Source organism: Segatella copri, from assembly GCF_019249655.2.
Taxonomy (GTDB): domain Bacteria; phylum Bacteroidota; class Bacteroidia; order Bacteroidales; family Bacteroidaceae; genus Prevotella.
This window is the reverse complement of record NZ_CP137557.1, coordinates 2,661,915-2,684,256: the sequence shown is the minus strand read 5'-3', so window position 1 is coordinate 2,684,256 and position 22,342 is coordinate 2,661,915. Positions and strand designations below refer to the sequence as shown.

The following is a 22,342-nucleotide window of genomic DNA, read 5'->3' as shown; positions in this document are numbered from 1 at the left end:
ATGTTATGACTATAAAATAAAAATCCGATGCATATCTTTTTGATAGATATCCATCGGATTTTTCAACTGTTATTGTTATTGTTATCAATTACTTCTTATCATGATGATTTTTCAACTGTAATTGTAATCGTAATCAATTACTTCTTATTTTCGATAATCTCCTCAGCACGCTTCAGCGCCTTGCTGATATGATCCGTGATGTTCTCCTTGCCGAGCATATTGTAGAAACCGGCCTTCTCCAACTGAGCGTTTACCTTCTCGCAAACACCAGAGAGAACCACCTGGATGTCCTCCTTCTGACTCATCTCGCAGAGATTCGTGAGGTTGTGAATACCCGTGGAATCAACAAACGGAACCTTGCGCATGCGAATCACACGAACCTCAGGACGGTCGCCGAACGCAGCCATCACCTCCTCAAACTTATTACCCGCTCCGAAGAAGAACGGACCGTTGATCTCGTAAACCTCCACACCCTTCGGAATCGTATAGTGTTCCAGGTTGGTAGAAAGGAAGTCATACTCCTTGTTCAAGTCAATCTCATCCTCGGTAACTGCCGTAACATCAGTGGTTTCGCTCATTCGCTTCATGAAGAGCAGGCAGGCGATAATCAATCCCACCTCGATGGCAACAGTCAGGTCGAAGATGATGGTGAGGAAGAAGGTAATCAGGAGCACGGTAACGTCGCTCTTAGGATTCTTCATCAGTGCCAGGAAACTTCGCCAGCCGCTCATGCCGTAAGAAACCACTACCAAAACACCCGCCAGACAAGCCATCGGGATGTACTTGGCAAGAGGCATGAGAAAGAGGAAGATGAGCAGCAATACCACGGCGTGGATGATGCCCGCTACAGGAGTCTTGCCGCCATTGTTGATATTGGTCATGGTACGGGCGATGGCACCAGTGGCAGGGATACCGCCAAAGAGAGGAGAGGCGATGTTGGCCAGACCCTGGGCTATCAGCTCGGTGTTGGAATCGTGATGGTCGCTGATTACACCGTCGGCTACGGTAGCAGAGAGCAAGCTCTCGATGGCTCCGAGGATGGCGATGGTGATGGCTGGAGACACGAGGCTCTTGATAGTCTCCCAGTTCATTTCTGGAACCTGAGCCGCAGGCAACTCGTTGCTGATAGAGAAGCGGTCGCCGATGGTCTCGATGCTCTCAACTCCAGCAAACTGCTTGAGCAGCAGTGCCACAACGGTCATCAGGATGATGGCGATGAGCGAACCCGGAATCTTCTTGCTGAACTTAGGAGTGATGGCGATGACCACCACGCTTACCACGCCGATGAGGGCGCACCAAGGGTCGATGGTGTCGAAACTCTGGAAGTAGACACCCCATTTCTCAAGGAAGTCAGAAGGGTTAGAAGCCAATGTCAAACCAAAGAGATCCTTAATCTGCGTGGTGAAGATGGTTACGGCGATACCGCTGGTAAAGCCCACCACGATAGGGTAAGGGATGTACTTGATGATGGTACCTAAGCGGAGCAGTCCGAAGAGCACCAGGAAGAGACCTGCCATCAGGGTAGCGATGGTCAATCCCTCGAATCCATATTTCTGGATGATGCCATAGATGATGACGATGAATGCTCCTGTAGGTCCGCCGATCTGCACCTTGCTTCCGCCGAAGATGGAGATGATGAGACCTGCTACGATGGCGGTGATGATACCCTTCTCGGGTGTCACGCCAGAAGCGATACCGAATGCGATGGCCAGAGGCAGGGCTACGATACCAACGATGATACCTGCCATGAGGTCAGACATGAATGTTTTCTTGTTGTAGTTCTTCAAGCAAGAAAACAAACTCGACTTAATTGCTATTGCCTTCATTTAAAAAGTTTTGTTATATAAATTAATGTGATTTTGCTTCGTTATCCGAAAATCGAGTGCAAAGGTACAACTATTATTTCATATAACAAAATCTTTTTTAAACTTTCTTAATGTTTTGAGCCACAAAGAGCTTACTGCAGCTGCGTCATGTGGTAGCCCAGTGCCTTCAGCTGGATGGCGGCACCCATCAGATACATCTGGTGGAGGGCAGCGATGAAGCCGCGGAAGGCTGCCTCGGTGCCTGGCTCGAAACCCTGGTGGATGAGCAGGGTATAGGTGCGTGCCGCGCATTCTGCCACGAGTGCCGATGTAGCCTTGTGTTCGTTCTCATCGAGCAGGAGAACGTTGTCGAGAATGTGGTCGTCCATGTGGTCGAAGTCGATGCGGTCGCGCAGGTAGGTGTAGAGATTATCTACCTTACTATATAGCTCCCAGTCCTCGTCCCAATACTTTGCCACGGCCATGCCCACGAACATGATCCAACCCAGTGCCACGGTAGGGTATTTGGTGAATTCCCTCATGGCATCAGGCAGATAGGCCTCGCCAATCTTTGCCCACTGCTCCTCGATGTCCGGAGCATCCGGCAACTGCTCGTCTACCCGGTTCTTACCTGCAAGATACATGTGAAGATCCTGCTTGAAAATCTCTTCAATCTTTTTGCTTTTATTTTCCATTATCTTATCTTGTTTATTCAAGTTTCGCAAGTAACCTTCGGTCCCCGAAGGGGGCCAACTTTCAATAACCGCTGGTGGAATGACCGAAGGTCATGGAACCTGCGGACAACCAATAGTAGGGAGAAAGCGTCCCCAAGGGGGGCGAACCACATCCAGCCTTGCTCCTGTTCGCCCCCTTCGGGGACGGTAAGAGAGTATCTGTCACTATCCGCAGGTTCCATTCCCTTCGGTCATTCCACCCGCGGTTATTCACATTCGCCCCCTTCGGGGACGGTAGAATGCTACTTGCGAAACTTCAGTTGTTTATTCTGTTGAAACCAGATGGGCCTTATGCCCTGATAAGATGCAAAGGTACTAAAAAATGGGGAGAGACGGATATGAATTAATCTTTTTTAGGATAGAAAATTCGCAAGATGCAACAGAATCTTTCATTATATTATGATAGAATTGTCAAGTGTAGTAGTCAATTTGATAGTATAAGATGTTACAACACTATCAAAATACCCGATTTTTCGATTCCCAAAACAAATAAATCTCTCGTTTTCTTCTTTATTTTATTTTTTTTTGTTAATTTTGCAGCAGCATAGAATGTATGAATAGCAAAAATAACTTCTGAAATTTCGGAGAAACGGAATAAATAACAGAATAAGTAAGAAAATCAGTTTTTAAAAAATAATATTTTTAATGTAGTTATGGCAAATGTAATTAAGTTACGTAAAGGCTTGGACATTAACCTTACGGGTAAAGCTTCCAAGGATGTAGCCATCCCTGTGGTACAGGCAGCCGAGTACGCACTCGTGCCTGCAGCCTTCGAGGGAGTTACACCTAAGGTGGTGGTGCGCGAAGGCGACCATGTCAACGCCGGAGACGCCTTGTTTGTCAACAAGGCTTGCCCAGAGGTGAAGTTCGCTTCGCCAGTGAGCGGTCAAGTTACCGCCATTGAGCGTGGTGAGCGACGCAAGGTGCTCTGCATCAAGGTGAAGGCAGACGCTGAGCAGACCTCTACGGATTTTGGTAAGAAAAACGTTGAGTCATTGGATGGCGCAGCCGTTAAGCAGGCCCTGCTCGAGGCAGGCTTGTTCGGTTACATCAACCAGCTGCCTTATGCTGTATCCACTACTCCGGATACAACTCCTAAGGCTATCTTCGTTTCTGCCCTCCGCGACATGCCGCTTGCTGCTGACTTCGAGGTGGAACTCGAGGGAAATGAGCAGGCTTTCCAGACAGGTTTGACAGCCTTGAGCAAAATTGCGAAAACTTATCTTGGCGTCGGCGTAGATCAGCACTCAAATGCTCTCGGCGAGGCTAAGAACGTAGAACTCAATGTTTTTGATGGACCATGTCCTGCCGGAAACGTAGGCGTTCAGGTGAACCACATCGACCCAGTGAACAAGGGTGAGGTGGTTTGGACTGTTGACCCAGCTTCGGTTATCTTCTTCGGTCGCCTCTTCCTCACAGGTAAGGTGGATCTCCACAAGAAGGTGGCTATCGCTGGTAGCGAGATGAAGAAGGCAGGTTATGCTAACGTGCTGGTAGGTACTCCGTTGGCTGCTTTCGTTGAAGCACAGTTGAAGACCACAGCTCACGTTCGCCTTATCAATGGCAATCCTCTTACAGGCGTAAAGACCACCCTGGCAGATTACGTAGGTGGACACACCTCAGAAATCACTGCCATCCCAGAGGGTGACGACTGCGACGAGATGCTGGGCTGGATTCTTCCACGTACCAACCAGTTCTCTACCTCCCGTTCCTATCTCTCATGGCTCTTCGGCAAGAACAAGGAGTACAATCTCGATGCCCGCATCAAGGGTGGCGAGCGCCACATGATCATGAGCGGCGAGTACGACCAGGTTCTCCCTATGGACATCTTCGGTGAGTATCTCATCAAGGCCATCATCGCAGGCGATATCGACAAGCAGGAGCAGCTCGGTATCTACGAGATTAGTCCTGAGGACTTTGCGGTGGCTGAGTTCGTGGATAGCTCTAAGCTCGAATTGCAGAAGATAGTACGCCAGGGCCTGAACATCCTGCGCAAGGAGAACGCTTAGTTTTAGTTTACAGTTGATAGTTTATAGTTGATAGCAATGCTGCTAAACCCCTATAAACTCTTAACTATTAATTATTATAATAATGAGTGCATTAAGAAATTATCTCAATAAGATAAAGCCTAACTTCCAAGAGGGAGGTAAGCTGCATGCCTTCGAGAGCGTGTTTGACGGTTTTGAGAGCTTCCTGTACGTGCCAAATACGACAGCGAAGAGCGGAGCCAGCATCCACGATTCCATCGACTCGAAGCGCATCATGAGCTTTGTGGTAATCGCCCTGATTCCTACTTTGCTCTTCGGTATGTATAATGTGGGATACCAGAATTTCAAGGCTGCAGGCACACTGGATGCTGCCAGCTTCATCGAGGTCTTCGGCTTCGGATTCCTGGCTGTCCTTCCTAAGTTGCTGGTTAGCTACATCGTGGGTCTCGGCATCGAGTTTGCCTGGGCTCAGTGGAAACACGAGGAAATCCAGGAGGGTTACCTCGTCAGCGGTATCATCATCCCATTGATCATTCCTATCTCTACACCATTGTGGATGCTCGCCCTGGCGTGCGCCTTCGCAGTTATCTTCTGCAAGGAAATCTTCGGTGGCACGGGTATGAACATCTTCAATGTGGCTGTAGGTGCCCGTATGTTCCTCTTCTTCTCATATCCATTGGCTATGAGTGGTGATAAGGTTTGGGTGGCTAAGGACGCTATCTTCGGTCTGGGTAACACCCTGCCTGATGGCTTCACAGCTGCTACTCCTCTCGGTCAGCTGGCTCAGGGCAGCATGCCTTCAGCTAGTCTCTGCGACTCTATCATCGGTTTCATTCCTGGCTGTATCGGTGAGACTTCAGTCATCGCCATCGCCATCGGTGCCATCATCCTTCTCTGGACAGGCATCGCATCTTGGAAGACCATGGGCAGCGTATTCGCAGGCGGCATCGTGATGGCGCTTATCTTCCAGGCTCTCGGTATGACTCCTATCGCTTGGTATGAGCACATCGTTCTCGGCGGTTTCTGCTTCGGTGCCGTATTCATGGCTACCGACCCTGTAACCTCTGCCCGTACAGAGAAGGGTAAGTACTTCTACGGATTCTTCATCGGTGCCATCGCCGTTATCGTACGCGTGATGAACCCAGGTTATCCAGAGGGTATGATGCTCGCTATCTTCTTCGGCAACATGTTTGCTCCACTCATCGACTACTGTGTAGTTCAGGGCAACATCTCTCGCCGTGCTAAACGTGCTATTAAATAATGTAGGAGGAATGTAGATATGAAGACAAATTCAAATAGCTATACTATTATCTATTCGGTTATCATCGTGGTAATCGTGGCATTCCTGCTCGCATTCGTGTCTTCTTCGCTGAAGGCAACACAGGATGCCAACGTGGCACTTGATACTCAGAAGCAGATTCTGAACTCCCTGAACCTGCGCGACCTTGACAACGCTACTGCGGCTGCCAAATATAAAGAGGTGGTGAAGGACGAGAAGGAGAAGGATGGCATGAAGTATTACGAGTGCGAGATTGATGGTCAGAAGAAGACTGTTTACTCTGTAAAGGGTATGGGTCTCTGGGGCGGCATTTCAGGCTTCATCGCCGTGGATGCCGACAACAACACCATCTATGGCGTATATTTCAACCACGAAGGCGAGACAGCCGGACTCGGTGCTGAAATCAAGGACAACCTGAAGTGGCAGCAGAAATTCCAGGGCAAGAAGATTCACAAGGATGGAGTAGAGGGCATCGCTCTGGGCGTTGAGAAAGACGCTCCTGCCGGCGACCCTAACAATGTGGATGCCGTTACCGGTGCTACATTGACATCCGACGGTGTGGATGCCATGCTCAAGGAAGGTCTTGCTAAATTCATTAAATAATTAAGCGATATTATGGCATTATTTAGTAAACAAAATAAGGAGGCATTCATCAAGCCACTGAACGGCGACAACCCTGTCCTCGTTCAGGTGCTTGGTATCTGTAGTGCCCTGGCTGTTACTTCCCAGTTGAAGCCAGCCATTGTGATGGGACTTGCCGTTACTATCATCACGGCATTCTCTAACGTGATTATTTCCATCATCCGCAACACCATCCCTCAGCGCATCCGTATCATCGTCCAGCTGGTGGTAGTGGCTGCCCTGGTTACCATCGTGAGCCAGGTGCTGAAGGCTTTCGCCTACGACGTGAGCGTGCAGCTCTCAGTGTATGTGGGTCTGATCATCACCAACTGTATCCTGATGGGTCGCTTGGAGGCGTTTGCCATGATGAACAAGCCTTGGCCTTCATTCCTCGATGGTGTAGGTAATGGTTTGGGTTACGCCCTCATCCTCGTGATTGTGGGTGCTGTTCGTGAGTTCCTGGGCCGCGGCTCTTTGCTCGGTTTCCAGCTGATTCCAGAGGGAGCTTACGACTTTGGATATGTTAACAACGGTATGATGACCATGCCAGCCATGGCATTGATTCTCGTTGGATGTGTAATCTGGGTACATCGTGCCTATATTTATAAGGAGGAGAAGTAAGATGGAGCACGCAATAAGTTTGTTTTTCCGTTCGATTTTCGTCGATAACATGATCTTCGCCTACTTCCTGGGTATGTGCTCATACTTGGCAGTATCCAAGAACGTGAAGACCTCTTTGGGCTTGGGCTTGGCAGTAACCTTCGTGTTGCTCATCACCGTGCCTGTAGATTACCTGTTGCAGACCAAGGTGCTCAGCGCCGACGGCATTCTGGGTGTTGACCTCACTTACCTGAGCTTCATCCTCTTCATCGCCGTCATCGCCGGTATCGTGCAGCTGGTAGAGATGATTGTAGAGAAGTTCTCACCATCGCTCTATGCAGCGCTGGGTATCTTCCTGCCATTGATTGCCGTAAACTGTGCCATCATGGGTGCATCGCTCTTCATGCAGCAGCGCATCCTGATGGAGCCTACCAATACTCAGGCCATCACCTCAGTATGGGATAGCATCGTTTATGCCGTAGGTTCCGGACTGGGTTGGACACTCGCCATCGTTCTGATGGGAGCCATCCGCGAGAAGATGCAGTATTGCGACGTGCCAAAGCCATTGCAGGGACTCGGCATCACATTTATCACAGTAGGCCTCATGGCAATGGCTATGCTTTGCTTCTCAGGCTTGAAAATCTAAAATAGGAGGACTATAGATATGGGTAATACATCATTTATATTGGCTAGTATCGGAGTTTTCCTCGTGGTGATTCTCCTGCTGGTTATCATCCTGCTCGTGGCTAAGAAGTATCTGAGCCCTAGCGGAAATGTAAATATCGAAATCAATGGCGACAAGACCATCAACGTGCCTCAGGGCAGCAGTTTGATGACTACGCTGAATGAGAACGGCATCTTCCTGCCTTCTGCCTGCGGCGGTAAGGCAAGCTGTGGCCAGTGTAAGGTTCAGGTGCTCGAGGGCGGCGGCGAGATTCTCGATTCCGAGAAGCCTCACTTCACCCGCAAGCAGATTAAGGACCACTGGCGTCTGGGATGCCAGTGCAAGGTGAAGGGCGACTTGAAGATCAAGGTGCCTGAGAGTGTGATGGGCGTGAAAGAGTGGGAGTGCGAGGTTATCTCCAACAAGAACGTTTCATCATTTATCAAGGAGTTCAAGGTGGCTCTGCCTCCAGGCGAACACATGGACTTCGTTCCTGGTTCTTACGCTCAGATCAAGATTCCTGCATACGACTGCATCGATTACGACAAGGACTTCGACAAGGATCTCATTGGCGAGGAGTACATCGGAGCATGGAAGAAGTTCAACATCTTCTCTCTCAAGGCTCACAATCCAGAGCCTACCGTTCGTGCTTACTCTATGGCCAACTATCCTGACGAGGGTGACATCATCACCCTGACCGTACGTATCGCCACAACTCCATTCTTGCCACGTCCGCAGGTAGGTTTCCAGAACGTACCAACAGGTATCGCTTCTTCTTACATCTTCTCATTGAAGCCAGGCGACAAGGTAATGATGAGTGGTCCTTACGGCGACTTCCATCCTAACTTCACCTCGGGCAAGGAGATGATCTGGATTGGTGGTGGTGCCGGTATGGCTCCATTGCGTGCTCAGATCATGCACATGACCAAGACTTTGCACACTACAGATCGTGAGCTTCACTTCTTCTACGGAGCGCGTGCATTGGGTGAGGCCTTCTTCCTTGAGGACTTCTGGGAGCTTGAGAAGGAATTCCCTAACTTCCACTTCCATCTTTCATTGGACCGCAAGGACCCAGTGGCAGATGCTCAGGGCGTGAAGTACTACGAGGGTTTTGCAGTTAACTGCATCCGTGACACCTACTTGAAGGATCACGAGGCACCAGAGGATTGCGAGTACTATCTCTGCGGACCTCCAATGCTGATCAAGACTGTTACAGATTATCTGGATTCTCTGGGAGTTGATCCTGAGAGTATCATGTACGATAATTTCGGATAAAAGATATCCTTTCCTTCCGGAAGATTTTCCGGAAGGAGAATTTTCTGAAAGAGACTTTCCGGAAAGAGATTATAAAAATAAAAGCGATGCTTGCATGAATTTGCAGGCATCGCTTTTTGTTTAACTCTTGCAGCTCAATCGTTTAACTCATGCAGCTCGTAACGCCGAGCGAAGTGGCTACGGCAGTAAGAATCGAGATTAAAATCTGAATTAATGTCTTCCAGTTTTCCTTCTTCATAGGCAGTCGTTTTAGTGATTAATGATTGATGATTAGTGATTAATGATTGATGATTAGTGATTAATGATTGGTGGTTAATTTTTTTTCGAGATGTGATAGGATGAAAGAGTAGCCCCCGAAGGGGCTTGCTCTAGATGGTTACGTCAGCAGAATCGCCGTCGCCCTTGTCGCCACCGCCAGTTGAACCCTGGTCGGTTCCGCCACCTTGGCTGGTGTTGCCGCCCGAGCCTTCACTGCCCGTTCCGCCAGAGGTTCCGCCGCCACCCTGGCTGGTGTTGCCACCGCCGTTGGTTCCGCCTCCGTTGGTTCCACCACCTGAGGTTCCGCCTCCATCGGTCTCTTCGCCGCCACGGGCGTCGTAGGCAGTAATCTTGCAGAGCTTCTTCAGCTCGCTGTTACTCCAGTTCTTGGTATTTTTCACCAACAGATGGATGCCCTCCACGCTAGCCGAAGTAACCTTGTCTCTGCTCACCTCACCACGCGAACTCATGCCGATGGAGAAGAGGCCCAGGTCGCCCAGACGCACGCTCTTGCCGTCGAGGATAAGCTCCTTCAGGCAGTCGAGCATATCCATCATCACGCCGTGCACGGTGCCGCGGCTGTAAGGCGAGTTGTGGGATGAAATGTGATCCACGAACTCCTCGAAGTTCATCTCTCTGTCGGTAACCACGGTGGCATACCAGAGTTCCTTACCAGCGTTCTCACCCGTCTGAGGGGTGCGCTTTACTTTGCGATACTTAATGTTTCCTTGTCCCATAAGCTTTCTAGTGATTAATGATTAATACTTAGTGTTCATATTCTCGTTGTCATCAGCAGCCTTTCTTCTGAATGACGTTGCAAAGGTACGGCTTTTTTCTGATACCGCCAAATTTCGGGTGGCGATAAGGGCCGATTTTCTGCAGCCTCTGATTCCGAATTTCGTTAAAAATCCTAACTCGCTCTAAATTGGACTTTGATTGAAAATCAAGAAGTTGGGCGTTTGCCTATATTATATAGGTAACAATATGGAAACGAGCGGACTTCTGCTCGTTTCTGTATTTTGCAATATGCAAAGAACACCTCAATTCGGGGGCAAAGATACGATATTTTTCTAAATTTTCCATGATTTATAATAAAGAAAATATCAAAATTAAAACTTTTTGAGAAAAGTTAGTCAAGGTAGAGCTTTTGGTGAAAATCTCGCAAGATTATGCTTCTCCATATGTAACTAAAACATGTTTAATTGTTAAAAAGTTGTTCGATAGTGATTTTTCTTCTATCAAAATAATAGATTCCAAAAATAAAATACTAACTTTGCTAGTAGCTTACATGAAATTAATATGTAACTTGAGTATTAAGTAATATTTTAAGATATTTACTGTATAAATAAGTTCCAACTTAAAACGTTTTAATTATGAAAGCAAAAGTGTATTTAAAAATGTTAGCTTGCTTAGTAGGATTATTGACATTCTATTCTTGCAACAATGATTTAGAGCAAGACAAGAACGCTTCTGTTGAAGCGCAACAAGTTCAAAACGGACAGGAGGTCTCTCTTCAAGAGAATGCTTATGCAGATTATCTTGAACTTATGAAATCATTAAATAGTTCGCCAACAAGAAGTATGTCCACAGCTGAAATCCCTGCTTATTATGGTGGATGCTATATAAATGATGATGGAAATCTTGTAGTCTTAGTAAAAAAGGGAGAAGGTGTATCTGTTCTAAAAACTAGAGCAGCATTATCTCGTTCAACTATTTATGAAAGTTGCCAATACTCTTATAAAGAGTTGCAGCAAGTGGTTGAGGATATTCGGCAAAAAGCACTTGAAGGCAATAACTTTCTATATCAAAATGTGACAATATATGGCATATCTGAAAAAGAAAATATAGTAGAAGTGGGGTTGCTTCATAAAAATTCATCTACAATCCAAGAATTCAAGAAAAAAATCTGCGATAGCAATAAAATCAAATTTGTAAATTGCGGAAAAATCATTCTTAATGACGGAATTGATTGTGCTGGTGAAATCAAGACAATTCGTGATGGCAAAACACACAATGCATCTATAGGGTATAGAGCTAAAGATAAAAATGGCAATATAGGCATTGTCACAGCAGGTCACTTTATAAAAGTTAATGATATTTTAAAAGATTCAGCCAACGTAGAAATTGGCAAGTGTTTATATTCAAAGGAAGAGTATTATGTTGACGCTGCATTTTGTTCAATAACATCAAAAAAACATGCTCCAACTAATAAAATCAAATTCATGAAAGATTTGCAAAAAGATACACTTTCTATAGCTTTGGCTCAACCTCCAAAAGGCTCTTGGATAAATATGGTTGGAATGGTCTCTAAAAGAAGTTCAGGAACTATATTTAATGCAAGCTATGACGTTCCTAACTCAGCACAAAAAACTATTTACAAGGATGTTATATTGGCAAAATATACTTCAAATAGTGGTGATAGCGGTGGTATTGTTTATGCCTTGACAAAAGCGACAAATACGAGATATACTGTTGGGATTAATTTAGGGAGTATCACATACAATGGTATCACTTATGGAGCGTGTATTAAGGCTTATTTAATAAATCAGACCTTCGGCTTAACAAGATATTAAATTATGAATAGATTGACATTGGGTTGTTTCGTCTTCATTTTACTAATATTGGGGACTACTTCTGTTTCCTCAAAAGAAGAATATAATATTAAAAATGAAAGTAAAACATACTTGAATGATTCTTTAAAAATCAGTGCAATTGTCCATGATAAAAAACCTTCATTTGTAACAATTACAATTGAAAATTATGGTAAAAAGCAGATTAGTATTGGCAAGGTTTATGGTTTACTTACATATATAAACAATAGATGGACATATTTGACAAAAGCAAAGAATAAATTTATAAAAATCAATCCAAAGAGCGCTAAGACTATAAGATACAGTCTTTGCATAGAAAAAATTAGAAATTCAGAAATTAGCTTTACTTATTCAGAAAATCGAAAGAACAGAATCAGATTAGATGTGTATAGCAACAATGAATTTATGGGGAAAATTGATTGCGATTTTGCAACGCCTTTTAATGCAGTATGGAGTAAACATGATGGGGTGATAATCGTGAAATACGACTAAAAATTATAATTATGAGGGTGTGTCATAACTCCATGACGTACCCTCATTTTTTGAGGCTAAAAATTCATTGACATTCTGCTACAATCTCTCAATTGTTCATGAATTATATTATGCTATTTTCATTGATAAGTAGATCCTATCTGTATGCTTGGCATTCGACATGCTATTTATAATGGTACGATTATATGTCATAATCCTGTAAACAGAATGAAAAAAGCCGCATCAATACCTGGTTGGGGCAAGATACGGTTTTATTGATAAAATTTGTATTGTCCACATTATAATGGAGCTTAAATGTCCAACATTCTAATGATGTACTTACCATCTTTCTTGATAAACATGAATGGGTTGAAATGCTTATCCTGTGCATTTATTCCATACCCCAAACATTTGTATTCAGCAGGAGCGACAGACGGAAGTGGATATTCCTTAGTCTTTCCGTTTTTCCTATTTACGATGACAAAGGAATATCTGTCTTTTTGGAAGTTGTCTGTCCTTGGCATGCCATGCTTTACAAGACAATAGATGTTCCTCTTGTCCATCTTTACTGTTGTGATGCACTTTGTGAAGTAAGAACTATACAGATTTCCATATTCATGCGTATAAAATTTTGTGGAGTCTGGTGCAATCATAGGAACTGTATCTGTGTCAAACACCATGTAAACCTTATATTTGTCAAGATGAAGGCTATCTGTCACATACAGTTTTCCTGTGTAACCATTTCCATACAAGAAAGATTTTCCTTCATGTGCGAATACATTATTAAGATAATAATAGCCTGTTCTGCTATTTTCTTGAATACGCTCTAATTTGCCGTAATGTCCATCACACTTTCCGTCATTGATACGAAAAGAAGCTATTATTGGATTGAAGGTCTTATAAAAGCTGCCATTAAAAGGGTCTAAATCTTTCTGTCCTACAATATCCTCTTTCTCAAATCCATCCATAGGCCATGTCAACTTTTCGCTTCCTGTCCATAATTTGTTATTGAACAAGTCGAACACAAAGTGAAGATAGAAATACTTGGAATGTTCCAAATCGAAATCTGGTGAAATCATCTTGCCTGACGTATAATTGTTGATGTCTCGTATCAAGACAGCAGGGGCATTGTAAAAGCAAAAGTTCCATTCGTTGCCTACTTTTTTTCGAAGAATCTTTGGCAGGGAATAGGAAATTCCGATATGAGAAGAGTCCAACATATTTGCAGACAATGCTATGTAAAAGACTTGTCCTTGTTTTACTAAGTTTCTGAAATCCTTATCTGGCACGGAAACAAATTTCTTTTTCTCCGCTTCGTCTGCTTGGAAGAGTCGCTTGAATTTAAACAAACCATTTTCTTTATTAAACAGCATTATACCATTGTTCAGCATGTCGTTAAAAAAAAGGTGTCCATTCTCTATTTTGGGAATATCATATATTGATGATATTTCTACTCCATCTTTCGTGTTGACCTCGATGTCCGTTTGTTTCCATTTTGGCATAGGAACATTTATCATCGCAATCTGGTCTGCCACCTCTTTATATGAGTCTTTCTTATCCAATTCATACATGTGAGGAGCAATTCTCTTTTTACAAAGTACCAACTGCTTCACAAACTCTGCCCCTAAGACCGTATATTGTCCACCTGTGACGAACACGCCTTCTTTTGGAACTAATTTGAGTATATACAATCCGTACATTCCTTCAGAGTTGAAACTGAAGATGTTGCTATAAACTGATTTCGTATCATAAATGTAATAATCAGCCTTATAGTTGTTTTTAGAATTATACCAACTTGCTGTTTTAGAATCCCCATATGCAGTTATTAGTAATAACTTGTTGTTCGGATTATTGAGTTTCAGTTTATCATAAAATGCAGGAATTGCAGCTTCACATCTAAAACATTCAGCAGGACTATAAAGAATTGCAAAAATTGTATCTTCCTTAATGTTTGCTGAATGCAAATAATCAGACAGAAGCCCTTCAGTGTTAGGCTTCTGTCTGATTTGCAAGTCGTTCTGCTCCATTTCATTTATATAATCACGCCCCTGTGCAAATATGGTCGTGCAAAACATAAAGAAAAGGAGTGCTAAAATATGCCTTATTTTCATTCTGCCACATTTGCCTTGAACGTTCCACCCAATTTCATTGTTTCAAGCTTAATATTTGCCTTTGTTTCTGACACGGAAGATGGAGCAAAGAAATTGTTTGTAAATAATGTGTTACCATCAGCATCCTTTACCTGCTGCATCACCAAAGTTTGGTCTTCAAATGACACCAAACTTGACTCTATGGTTCCGCACTTTCTGATAGTTGCTCCCTTGCAAGGATTGTTTGCGTTAGTTGAAGCCTTTGAACCATAGAAAGTAGATACAATCTTGTCTGGTGTAGATGTGCTAAGATCATCATCTGATACTGCTGAAGCCTTAATATCATTTAAGTTTCCTGCAAATGCAGTACCACACACAATAACGGCAATCATGCCCATGAAAAACTTCTTCATTTTTTTACTCCTTATGCAACCTCTACAATAATAGCACAGCTTGGTCGAGGTCTATTAAAGCCAAGTCATGTAAGTTTACATTTGCAAAAGTAATAAAAAAAACTATTTCATCAAAATGTGTCAATCAAAATATTTTTGTTAATCAATGTAATGTGTTAATTTGATACATATAAAGCGTTATTTTTAACAAAGTGAAATATAACCAACATAATAAACGGTTTGTACTTACAAATTCGTATTTTGTATAACAAACATATACAAAACCATATAATAAGAGGTATGCATATTATATATATATGTCTACCCCTTACTATATAATTTAAGACATTAGTCCCTTAAAGAGGGAATAATCGAGTTCTTTGACATCGTTGAAAATAGTCTTATCAAATAGATCTCTTAGGTGGGTTTTGTCCATCAATGAAATGCTTAGAATCTGCAAAACTTCATATGTTGAGCGTTTCAATTGCATATCATGGTGAACAATAGCCACGAGACAATAAGTGATAATGGCAACACTAATCTGTATGCGTACAGCATTCTCCGTTGTACCCCAGAAGCTCTTTATCTTAAGATGCTGCTTTAGCCATTTGAAAAACAGCTCGACCAACCATCTTTTTTATATAGATTCGCGACATCCAACGCAGAAAGATGCTTTGCATTCGTCAGAAAAGTAAACTCACGATCATCTTCTTCATCGTAGTATCGAATGAGTCTGAATGATTCAGGATACTTCGGCTGCAAAGTACGGCTTTTTAGTTACAGTATCATTGCATCAACATTAAGAATCTATTACATTGTAAGAATGAAGAAAATAGGCATAGGCTCTTTTACTTTTTAAGCCTTTCTTTTATGTCGTTAGCTTCTTTGTTTAATTGTTTTCAAGGCTATCCTTGTAAGCAGCCATTTCAATCATTTCATAATGTCGGCGGATAGAATCCTCATAAACAGCGACACGATTTCTAACATTATTAATAGTATCATCATCACGTTGTACTGAAAAGTGTTTTTCTATGTAGCGAATATTCGGGTCATCAGATGGCAGTACCATTCGCAATGCTCGATACTTCAAGTCTGCTTCCTCCCAATCTTGGTGCTCTCGCCATTGGGTGAGGTTGCCCCAAATGGAAATAACGAGAGATAGAACCAAGCTACCGATGAAAAGAAGAACATACTTGGAGGTAGGTTCAAAGCGGTGGATAACAATCTTCTTCTGAAGCGTGTTGACCATAGCATGTAGCTTTTCGTGTACTACTTGTGAAGTAGCATCTTGCTCTTGCTTCAACTGCTTAACTGTGTCAAACAAGACTTTGCTTCGCTGTTCGCCGTTGCTTGCTTCTTTCTTGGTAAGGTCGGTAAAGATGCAAATTGCCTCTCTTAATCTTGCCAATTTGTCAATAGCTTCCCCTTCTTTTGCAGCCATAGCAAGTATGGCTTTTTCAAGTATGCTCGTATCAACACTTACAGGAACAGGAGTACTTCCTACCTCTGTATTCTTTGGTGAGGCAGAAAGTTCATCGACTTTCTGCTCCAATCTCTCAACTGTGCCGTAGATGGCTTCCAACATTTCTTCTTTCATGTTCAATTCTAATTTTAAGTTTGTAACTTACATCAAAGACTGAAACCCTTTCTGCGTTTCTTATTTTTCTTCTTGGCGGATTCATCCTCTGGGAATGGCTCATAAGTTTGGGCATTGGACGGAGCGAACAAGCCGATGGAAGAAATACCGTCCCAAGGGTCTTGACTGCTCTCCGATATGGATGGCACCTGCTCATTCTTGCGACAGCCCTGCTTATATTGCTGAGCAGAGCTGGCTCTTGCTGATAAAAGGTTCTCCGTTCCCTCAAATCTCGCATTCAGCTTGCCAAAGCTATAGCCTCGGCTAATCTGCGTACCCTTGAAACTATATCCGTCCTTACAGAAACGGATGCCTTGAACCTTGGTTCGCTCCTTGTCCTTATAGACAAACTCCAAGAGAACACCTCGCTTTGCAAGTTCATTCTTGAACTTCTGCCAACTATCAGCGCCTTTTAAGGCATCCTTGACGGCATTGTGAATCTCGTATTTGGCACGCTCAGCATTGCGTAACTTGCGAGTATTAGTATTGCTCTTGTCCGTTCCGTAGGTCAGTCCATACTTGGATTTTAGAGCCTTGGTCACCTGCTCATTACGCCTGTAATCATTCCTGTCTGATAAGAGTTTGCTCTCATTGTTGATGCGGTTATACACGATATGACAATGTGGATTGTCCGTGTTGTGATGCCTTACGATGATGAATTGAGTATCGGTGATGCACATCATCTGCATATATTCAAGGGCAATCTTAGTCATAAACTCATCCGTCAAACGTGGCTTGTCCTCGGGTTTGAAGCTCAATGCAATGTGTCCCACAGGCTTCTTAATCCTTGGATTTAGCTGCCTCTGTAACTCGAAACTTTGCGTTATCTCGGCATTCGTGCCGAGTAACACACCATCCGAGGCGATGATTTTCGCCTCGTCCTTGCCTGTAACATAGCGGATGCAACCACCAAATGAGCTGCCCTTCTTTAGCTTGCCTATCATGTGGTATCCTCCTTTCTGCCCATACTGCTTGGCTTCGGTTTATAACTTGCTTGGCGATACTCTCCAAGGATTGCTTTCAATCTTCTCAACAAGTCCACCACATATACATGGGTTTCATGGAAACCTCTCTGATGCGACAGCTTGGTAAGTTGGTTGAGGTTGTTCGCCATACCGATGAGGTTCTTGGCGATGGCTACCGTCTCTGCATTGTGTCCGCTCACCACCTCGCCGTTCAAGGCGGACTCACGGATGTACTCCGCCAACTTGCGGTTGGCTTTTCTCACCCTCAGTCTCAATGCCTCGTAGCTTGGCTTCGAGAACTTCACCGTGACAGACTTCGACAATTTGCGAACCCTGCCTGCGGGCGGTCTTCCGCCCTTTCTCCTGTCCTGTTCCTGTATGCTTGTCATTCGATATACTGTTTACAGTTGGTACACTCACTTTCTGCGACCGTCGGGAGCAAAATTCCTCCGCCCTCATGGTGGAGCGAGGCGTTTTGGGGTTCCCAAAACATAACCTCGCTCCCTCTCAGAACACGTTAGTTGGAACTACTGCCTTTCAGCTATCCACGTCCAAGGTCGCAGACCTTAATTCTCACAATTTGCGCCAAGCCTCGAAGTCCTCTTCATAAAGGCTTAGGTGGTGGCGCACGATGTTCTCGATGATGCCCGATACGCTCATGCGTCTCCCTCCGAGGATGCGGACGACACGATCAAGACGGTCTCGTACATCGGAACTGACGAAGACTGGCTTGCGGTCGTCAATCCTTGGAACTTGGAGGAAGGTCTGCTGATACTCCTCCAATGTCGCCTTGCGCTGCTTGCCACTGATGCGCTTCTGCGGATTCGGTGGCGATTGAGCCTCGTTCGTTGATGTTTCCTCTCTATAGGGAGTTGTTGCAGCAACTTTCTCTACAATTGCTCTCAACTCTGGGTTCTCTACATCATCATAGAGAGAATTACAACTACTTGGGTTGGCTTTGTTGCCATACGTAGATGGTTTAACAAAATCCAAATACTCTTTTTCCATCAGCTCCTTTTGCCCAGGAGCCAAGACTACATCTTTTGTTCTTGCCATAGCTTATGCTGTTTTATTTGTTAGTATAGTGGTCACGGTATGCACCATTGACCGATTGTCGGGAGCAAAGTAAGTGTACTGAGTGCAGCCATGCAACTGATTGGGTATAACGTGGCAATTTAGTTGTGGCTTGCTTATTTGCATACCGAGATAGTTGTGAGAACTTCAACGTATTTCTCAACTCATCATTGTTCATGTATCCGTTGCAGTCGTGCAAGTTTTTCTTGTTGCTTTTGGCGTTGATGTCGGCAAACCCCGGCAACATACTGCCACAGAAATTGAAAACGCTTGTTTTTAGATTGCCGTGCCTTATCTTTGCACTCACAAGCGTGGAGCACAGCATATGCGTGGAGCTTTGCGACATATAACATAGTATTAACTTAGAAAAAAGAAAAGTATGGGATTCATCGTATTCGAGGAAGAGGCATTCAACTATCTTGATGCCCAGTTGGAGAACTTCGTGAAGCGCATGGACAGAATCCGTGAGCGCAGTGAGGACAAGACCATGAACAAGTGGCTCGACACGCAGGACGTGTGTCAGACGCTCAACATCTGCCCACGGACAGTGCAGACGCTTCGGGACAACGGAACTTTGGCTTATACGCAAATCAGCCACAAGACCTACTACAAGCCGGAGGACGTGATGGCTATCGTAGCAGTAGTGGAGGACAAGAAAAAGGACATGCGTTTTCGCAAGCGCACAGGTTAGGCTGTCAATATACAACAGCCACTTTATCCAATGCAGCAAGTAAACCGAGTAACGTAAGTATCAACAATAAAACGAGACAACTATGAGCAATGAAGTAATGACAAGAAACAGCGAGTGGATGAACCACATCGTGAACCACCTCAACCGAATGGTTGACAATTTTGAACGTGCCGTGATGAACTACCGCCCCATGCTTGACGGTGAGCGCTTCATGACGGACAAGGATCTTTGTGCCAGGCTGCAACTGAGCCGAAGAACCCTGCAGGACTACCGAAACAACGGTGTCATCCCGTATATCCAGCTTGGCGGAAAGATACTCTACCGCGAGTCCGACATTCAGAAGATTCTGATGGCTAACTATCGTGAGGCGTACAGAATGAAAGGTGTGTAGGAGAATGTCCTTGATGAGTGTGTGAAATGAACAAGGCGACAACGTATAACTTACCGAGTGTGGCTGTTATAGGTTGTCGCCTCGTTTTATTGGCTATACCGAGTTGTTCGTGTTTGCCGGGTATCATTTGTGTTACCTGTATAAATCTAATACCATGCTAAAACACACTGCGGAGGTTCGCCCAAGTGGCTGGAGGCGCAAAGCCTCCAAGGAACGTTGCTTTATGGCAGGTCTATGCCATTGGATTTTTGTTCCTTTCTCGCTTGGCAATAAGCTTATCCATGTCATTTGAAATCTTCTGCTCCGTCACCTGCGCATAGACCTGTGTGCTTGTAATGTCTGCGTGTCCCATCATCTTGGCTATGCTGCCGATGGGAATGTCCTCGTTGAGCATCAAGACTCCGAATGTATGGCGGCTGGCGTGGAATCCCAACTTATTACTTATGCCAAGCACCATTCCAAGGGTATGCACATCAAGATAGATGTCTTTCTTCTCACCCAGTGGAAAAACAGGCTTGCTGTCGTCCGTGGTATTGTAGAGCGAAAGAATCTTCTCGGCTATCGGATGGAGTGGCACGAAGAACTCCACGCCTGTCTTCTCTCTTTCCTTGCGGATGAACTTCCTACCCTCGGAGTTCTCACTGATATGGCGAGGGTACAGTTTCTTTACATCTATATAGGATAAGGAGGTGAGCGAGGCAAAAATGAAACATCTGCGTGCAAGCTCCGTTCGCTCGTCAGCCATCGGGGTAGAGAGCATCTTGATGAAGTCTGCCTTGCTGATATGGGTCATCTTCGGGGCTGCCTTCTTCTCATACCCTATCTTGACTATGGGATTGAAGCGGATAATGCTCCTGTCCACTGCCTTGTACATCAACATGTTCAGCCAGAGAAGGCAATGGTTCACGTAGCTGTCGATACGTCCCTGGTCTCGTTTCAGGAATAGCTTGTATTCCTCCCCGAAATTCTCGTCTATGTCCTCAAAGGCGATGTCGTCCTTATCCAACGAATGGACAAAGTCTCTCAGGTTCTTCTGCCATGTCCGCTTGTGCAGAAAGGTTTGTCTGGCTTTTGCGGTTCGATACCATTCTACGATGGTATCACCAAAGTTCAGCAAGAACCTTCCTGTCGTGTCCTTGTCCTTCAACACTGCCTTCAGCATTTCCACGGTGATGATGCCGTTGGTGGAAAGAAGTGAGTTGTATTTATCCTTGACCTCAGCAAGGAAACTTGCCAATCGTCCGTTGTCCCTTGCGTTCCGTACCTCTCCCTTCTTGGCGTTCCACTCCTGTGGGGTACAGGATATGCCTGTGGAAATGGCTGCGCTTTTGCCGTCAACGGTGATGCGGCAAAGTATGTTGGCTGTTCCGTCTGCCTTCACCTTCTGTCTGTTGATGTAAGGCAAAATTGAAAATGTACTTCTGCTCATAGTTGTTGTCCTTATAATATAATAATGTGGTTGAACTGTAAAAAGAAAAGTTGAAAGCCCTGTTCATAATGCGAGAACGAAGTCCTTCTCGGTTGCAGCGATGAACTTGTCCATGTCCTCAAACAGCTTCTTTTGGGTCACTCTCGCATACCGCTGCGTCATCTTCACATCCTTGTGACCGAGCATCTTGCAGATGGTCTCCATCGGCACACCTGCCTCCAGCGTAATGAGGCTGGCGAACGAGTGTCGTCCCGAATGGTAGGAATAGGTCTTGCTCGTTTCCGCCAACTTGCAGATGGTGATGAGATCGATACGAACACGATTCGTGCTCAGCAATGGAAAAAGGGTATCTCTTGCCTCGTCCTCGTATTTCGCCATCAACTCCAACGCTTCGGGCAGGAGTTTCACCCTGGCAAGTGTTCCGGTCTTCTTGCGGTTATAGATGAGCCATTTGTCACCATCCTCCAACACCTTGACATTGGCTTTCGTGATGGAAACGGTGTCTATGAAGGCTGTTCCTGCATAGCAGGCGAAAAGAAACAGGTCACGGCTAACGGATAGTCTCGGCTTGTCTTCGGGCAGTTCCACATCACGGATTTTTATGAAATCAGACATGCTGAGAGCCTTGGGTGTCATAACCCTTGGAGTGCCAACCCGATAATGGGCGAACAGCAGGTTCTTGCACAGGCCTCGCTCAAAGGCGATGCGGCACATCTTCTTGAAGAGCGACACATAGATGGTGATGGTTCCTGATGAAAAGCCTTTCTCGTCAAGCAGGTAATGGTGAAAGTCACTGATGAAAGGCTCGGTCAGCTGTCCGAAAGCCAAATCAGTCAACCTATACTTCTCCCCGATGAACTCAGCGAGATTCTTGCGAATCTTTCTGTAAGTCCAGACACTGCTCTTCGACATATCGATGCCCTCATGGGTGCTGAGTTCACTGATATGCTCGTCCACGAAGGAGAGAAGGGTGGTCTGTGTCTTGACGCTGCCCTGCAAGGCCTCCTTGACATCCTTAGCCTCGAAGTCCGTTCTCTTTTCCACAAGCACATCGAAAGCCTTTTGGATGGAAAGCAACAACTGCCCGATGTCCTTGTTGGTTTCCACGGCTTCCTTGCTCTTGCCCTCCAATCGGCTGGCACGAGAATTCCAAAGCGATGGAGTGCAAGACAACTTGCAGGAGAACTGCGCCATAGTCCTGTTCACCGTGATGCGTCCCATGATGGGAGCTTTTCCATTCTTGTCCATTCCGCTCTTTTTCAGGTAGAGCAACACCTTGAATTTTTCGATTTTCATAACGCTTACATTTTGAGTGTGCAAATATAATCATTTTGTAAGCGTTCCTTGATACGCAAAACATTGAGAATCAGCGCAATAAAATCCGTTAA

The 22,342-nt window shown here is 44.9% G+C and carries 21 protein-coding genes and 2 pseudogenes; 10 read left to right on the top strand and 13 right to left on the bottom strand.

All coding sequences use genetic code 11. From position 1 onward, the window contains the following. Nucleotides 1-137: 137 nt before the first annotated feature. Both KUA49_RS11015 and KUA49_RS11010 read right to left on the bottom strand, forming a co-directional pair. A complete protein-coding gene (locus KUA49_RS11015) occupies nt 138-1,826 on the bottom strand; it encodes a SulP family inorganic anion transporter (protein WP_218413135.1) in 1,689 nt (562 codons plus the stop codon). A 131-nt stretch (nt 1,827-1,957) separates the two neighbouring features. Further along, the gene (locus KUA49_RS11010) at nt 1,958-2,500 is read right to left on the bottom strand and encodes a hypothetical protein (protein WP_218413136.1); all 543 of its coding nucleotides are present in this window, start codon (nt 2,498-2,500) and stop codon (nt 1,958-1,960) included. A gap of 692 nt (nt 2,501-3,192) precedes the next feature. On the opposite strand from KUA49_RS11010, the gene KUA49_RS11005 reads away from it, so the two are divergent. The 6 genes from KUA49_RS11005 to nqrF all read left to right on the top strand — a co-directional run bounded on the left by KUA49_RS11005 (nt 3,193) and on the right by nqrF (nt 8,966). Continuing rightward, nucleotides 3,193-4,548: a Na(+)-translocating NADH-quinone reductase subunit A gene (locus KUA49_RS11005; protein WP_218413137.1), complete on the top strand. Its 1,356-nt coding sequence runs from the start codon at nt 3,193-3,195 to the stop codon at nt 4,546-4,548. 82 nt (nt 4,549-4,630) lie between these two features. Continuing rightward, complete coding sequence (locus tag KUA49_RS11000; RefSeq protein WP_218413138.1) at nt 4,631-5,788, top strand: NADH:ubiquinone reductase (Na(+)-transporting) subunit B; 1,158 nt, start codon at nt 4,631-4,633, stop codon at nt 5,786-5,788. Between the two features lie 18 nt (nt 5,789-5,806). Next, nucleotides 5,807-6,409 (top strand): FMN-binding protein, encoded by a 603-nt coding sequence (locus tag KUA49_RS10995; protein ID WP_089542478.1) that lies wholly within the window; start codon nt 5,807-5,809, stop codon nt 6,407-6,409. Nucleotides 6,410-6,421: 12 nt separating this feature from the next. Continuing rightward, a complete protein-coding gene (locus KUA49_RS10990; protein ID WP_089542479.1) occupies nt 6,422-7,048 on the top strand; it encodes an NADH:ubiquinone reductase (Na(+)-transporting) subunit D in 627 nt (208 codons plus the stop codon). A gap of 1 nt (nt 7,049) precedes the next feature. Beyond that, the gene (nqrE, locus tag KUA49_RS10985; RefSeq protein ID WP_006848996.1) at nt 7,050-7,673 is read left to right on the top strand and encodes an NADH:ubiquinone reductase (Na(+)-transporting) subunit E; all 624 of its coding nucleotides are present in this window, start codon (nt 7,050-7,052) and stop codon (nt 7,671-7,673) included. Nucleotides 7,674-7,691: 18 nt separating this feature from the next. Further along, nucleotides 7,692-8,966 (top strand): NADH:ubiquinone reductase (Na(+)-transporting) subunit F, encoded by a 1,275-nt coding sequence (gene nqrF, locus KUA49_RS10980; RefSeq protein WP_089542481.1) that lies wholly within the window; start codon nt 7,692-7,694, stop codon nt 8,964-8,966. Nucleotides 8,967-9,108: 142 nt separating this feature from the next. Here the strand turns inward: nqrF and KUA49_RS10975 are convergent, their stop codons facing one another. Then, complete coding sequence (locus KUA49_RS10975) at nt 9,109-9,204, bottom strand: smalltalk protein (protein ID WP_203038913.1); 96 nt, start codon at nt 9,202-9,204, stop codon at nt 9,109-9,111. A 130-nt stretch (nt 9,205-9,334) separates the two neighbouring features. Beyond that, nucleotides 9,335-9,961 (bottom strand): HU family DNA-binding protein, encoded by a 627-nt coding sequence (locus tag KUA49_RS10970; protein WP_218413139.1) that lies wholly within the window; start codon nt 9,959-9,961, stop codon nt 9,335-9,337. 636 nt (nt 9,962-10,597) lie between these two features. On the opposite strand from KUA49_RS10970, the gene KUA49_RS10965 reads away from it, so the two are divergent. Together KUA49_RS10965 and KUA49_RS10960 are read left to right on the top strand one after the other, a co-directional pair. After that, nucleotides 10,598-11,797 (top strand): hypothetical protein, encoded by a 1,200-nt coding sequence (locus tag KUA49_RS10965; protein ID WP_119227042.1) that lies wholly within the window; start codon nt 10,598-10,600, stop codon nt 11,795-11,797. A 3-nt stretch (nt 11,798-11,800) separates the two neighbouring features. Next, nucleotides 11,801-12,307, top strand: a complete 507-nt coding sequence (locus KUA49_RS10960; RefSeq protein WP_153073255.1) for a hypothetical protein — start codon at nt 11,801-11,803, stop codon at nt 12,305-12,307. A 290-nt stretch (nt 12,308-12,597) separates the two neighbouring features. On the opposite strand, the gene KUA49_RS10955 is transcribed toward KUA49_RS10960, so the two are convergent. The 7 genes and pseudogenes from KUA49_RS10955 to KUA49_RS10925 all read right to left on the bottom strand — a co-directional run bounded on the left by KUA49_RS10955 (nt 12,598) and on the right by KUA49_RS10925 (nt 18,425). Further along, nucleotides 12,598-14,313 carry a hypothetical protein gene (locus tag KUA49_RS10955; protein WP_256624885.1) on the bottom strand — a complete coding sequence of 572 codons (1,716 nt, stop codon included), beginning with the start codon at nt 14,311-14,313 and terminating at the stop codon, nt 12,598-12,600. Nucleotides 14,314-14,393: 80 nt separating this feature from the next. After that, nucleotides 14,394-14,789 (bottom strand): hypothetical protein, encoded by a 396-nt coding sequence (locus KUA49_RS10950; RefSeq protein WP_218413141.1) that lies wholly within the window; start codon nt 14,787-14,789, stop codon nt 14,394-14,396. A 319-nt stretch (nt 14,790-15,108) separates the two neighbouring features. Continuing rightward, a pseudogene (locus KUA49_RS10945) lies at nt 15,109-15,518 on the bottom strand (transposase); the annotation flags it as partial. Between the two features lie 98 nt (nt 15,519-15,616). After that, nucleotides 15,617-16,365: pseudogene (locus KUA49_RS10940) on the bottom strand (hypothetical protein). Nucleotides 16,366-16,397: 32 nt separating this feature from the next. Beyond that, nucleotides 16,398-17,348 (bottom strand): relaxase/mobilization nuclease domain-containing protein, encoded by a 951-nt coding sequence (locus KUA49_RS10935; RefSeq protein ID WP_218413143.1) that lies wholly within the window; start codon nt 17,346-17,348, stop codon nt 16,398-16,400. After that, entirely contained in the window at nt 17,345-17,758 is a 414-nt protein-coding gene (locus KUA49_RS10930) for a plasmid mobilization protein (protein ID WP_218413659.1), read from the bottom strand. Before KUA49_RS10930 ends, KUA49_RS10935 begins: the two co-directional genes overlap by 4 nt. 184 nt (nt 17,759-17,942) lie before the next feature. Then, nucleotides 17,943-18,425, bottom strand: coding sequence for a DUF3408 domain-containing protein (locus KUA49_RS10925; protein WP_118171119.1), 483 nt, complete (start codon nt 18,423-18,425; stop codon nt 17,943-17,945). Between the two features lie 397 nt (nt 18,426-18,822). On the opposite strand from KUA49_RS10925, the gene KUA49_RS10920 reads away from it, so the two are divergent. Together KUA49_RS10920 and KUA49_RS10915 are read left to right on the top strand one after the other, a co-directional pair. After that, nucleotides 18,823-19,134, top strand: coding sequence for a helix-turn-helix domain-containing protein (locus tag KUA49_RS10920; RefSeq protein WP_008656559.1), 312 nt, complete (start codon nt 18,823-18,825; stop codon nt 19,132-19,134). 82 nt (nt 19,135-19,216) lie between these two features. Continuing rightward, on the top strand, nt 19,217-19,525 hold the full coding sequence (locus KUA49_RS10915; RefSeq protein WP_318331608.1) for a helix-turn-helix domain-containing protein: 309 nt from the start codon (nt 19,217-19,219) through the stop codon (nt 19,523-19,525). Between the two features lie 232 nt (nt 19,526-19,757). Here the strand turns inward: KUA49_RS10915 and KUA49_RS10910 are convergent, their stop codons facing one another. Beyond that, the gene (locus KUA49_RS10910; protein WP_318331607.1) at nt 19,758-20,954 is read right to left on the bottom strand and encodes a site-specific integrase; all 1,197 of its coding nucleotides are present in this window, start codon (nt 20,952-20,954) and stop codon (nt 19,758-19,760) included. Nucleotides 20,955-21,017: 63 nt separating this feature from the next. Further along, entirely contained in the window at nt 21,018-22,250 is a 1,233-nt protein-coding gene (locus tag KUA49_RS10905; protein ID WP_218412827.1) for a site-specific integrase, read from the bottom strand. Nucleotides 22,251-22,342 lie beyond the last annotated feature (92 nt).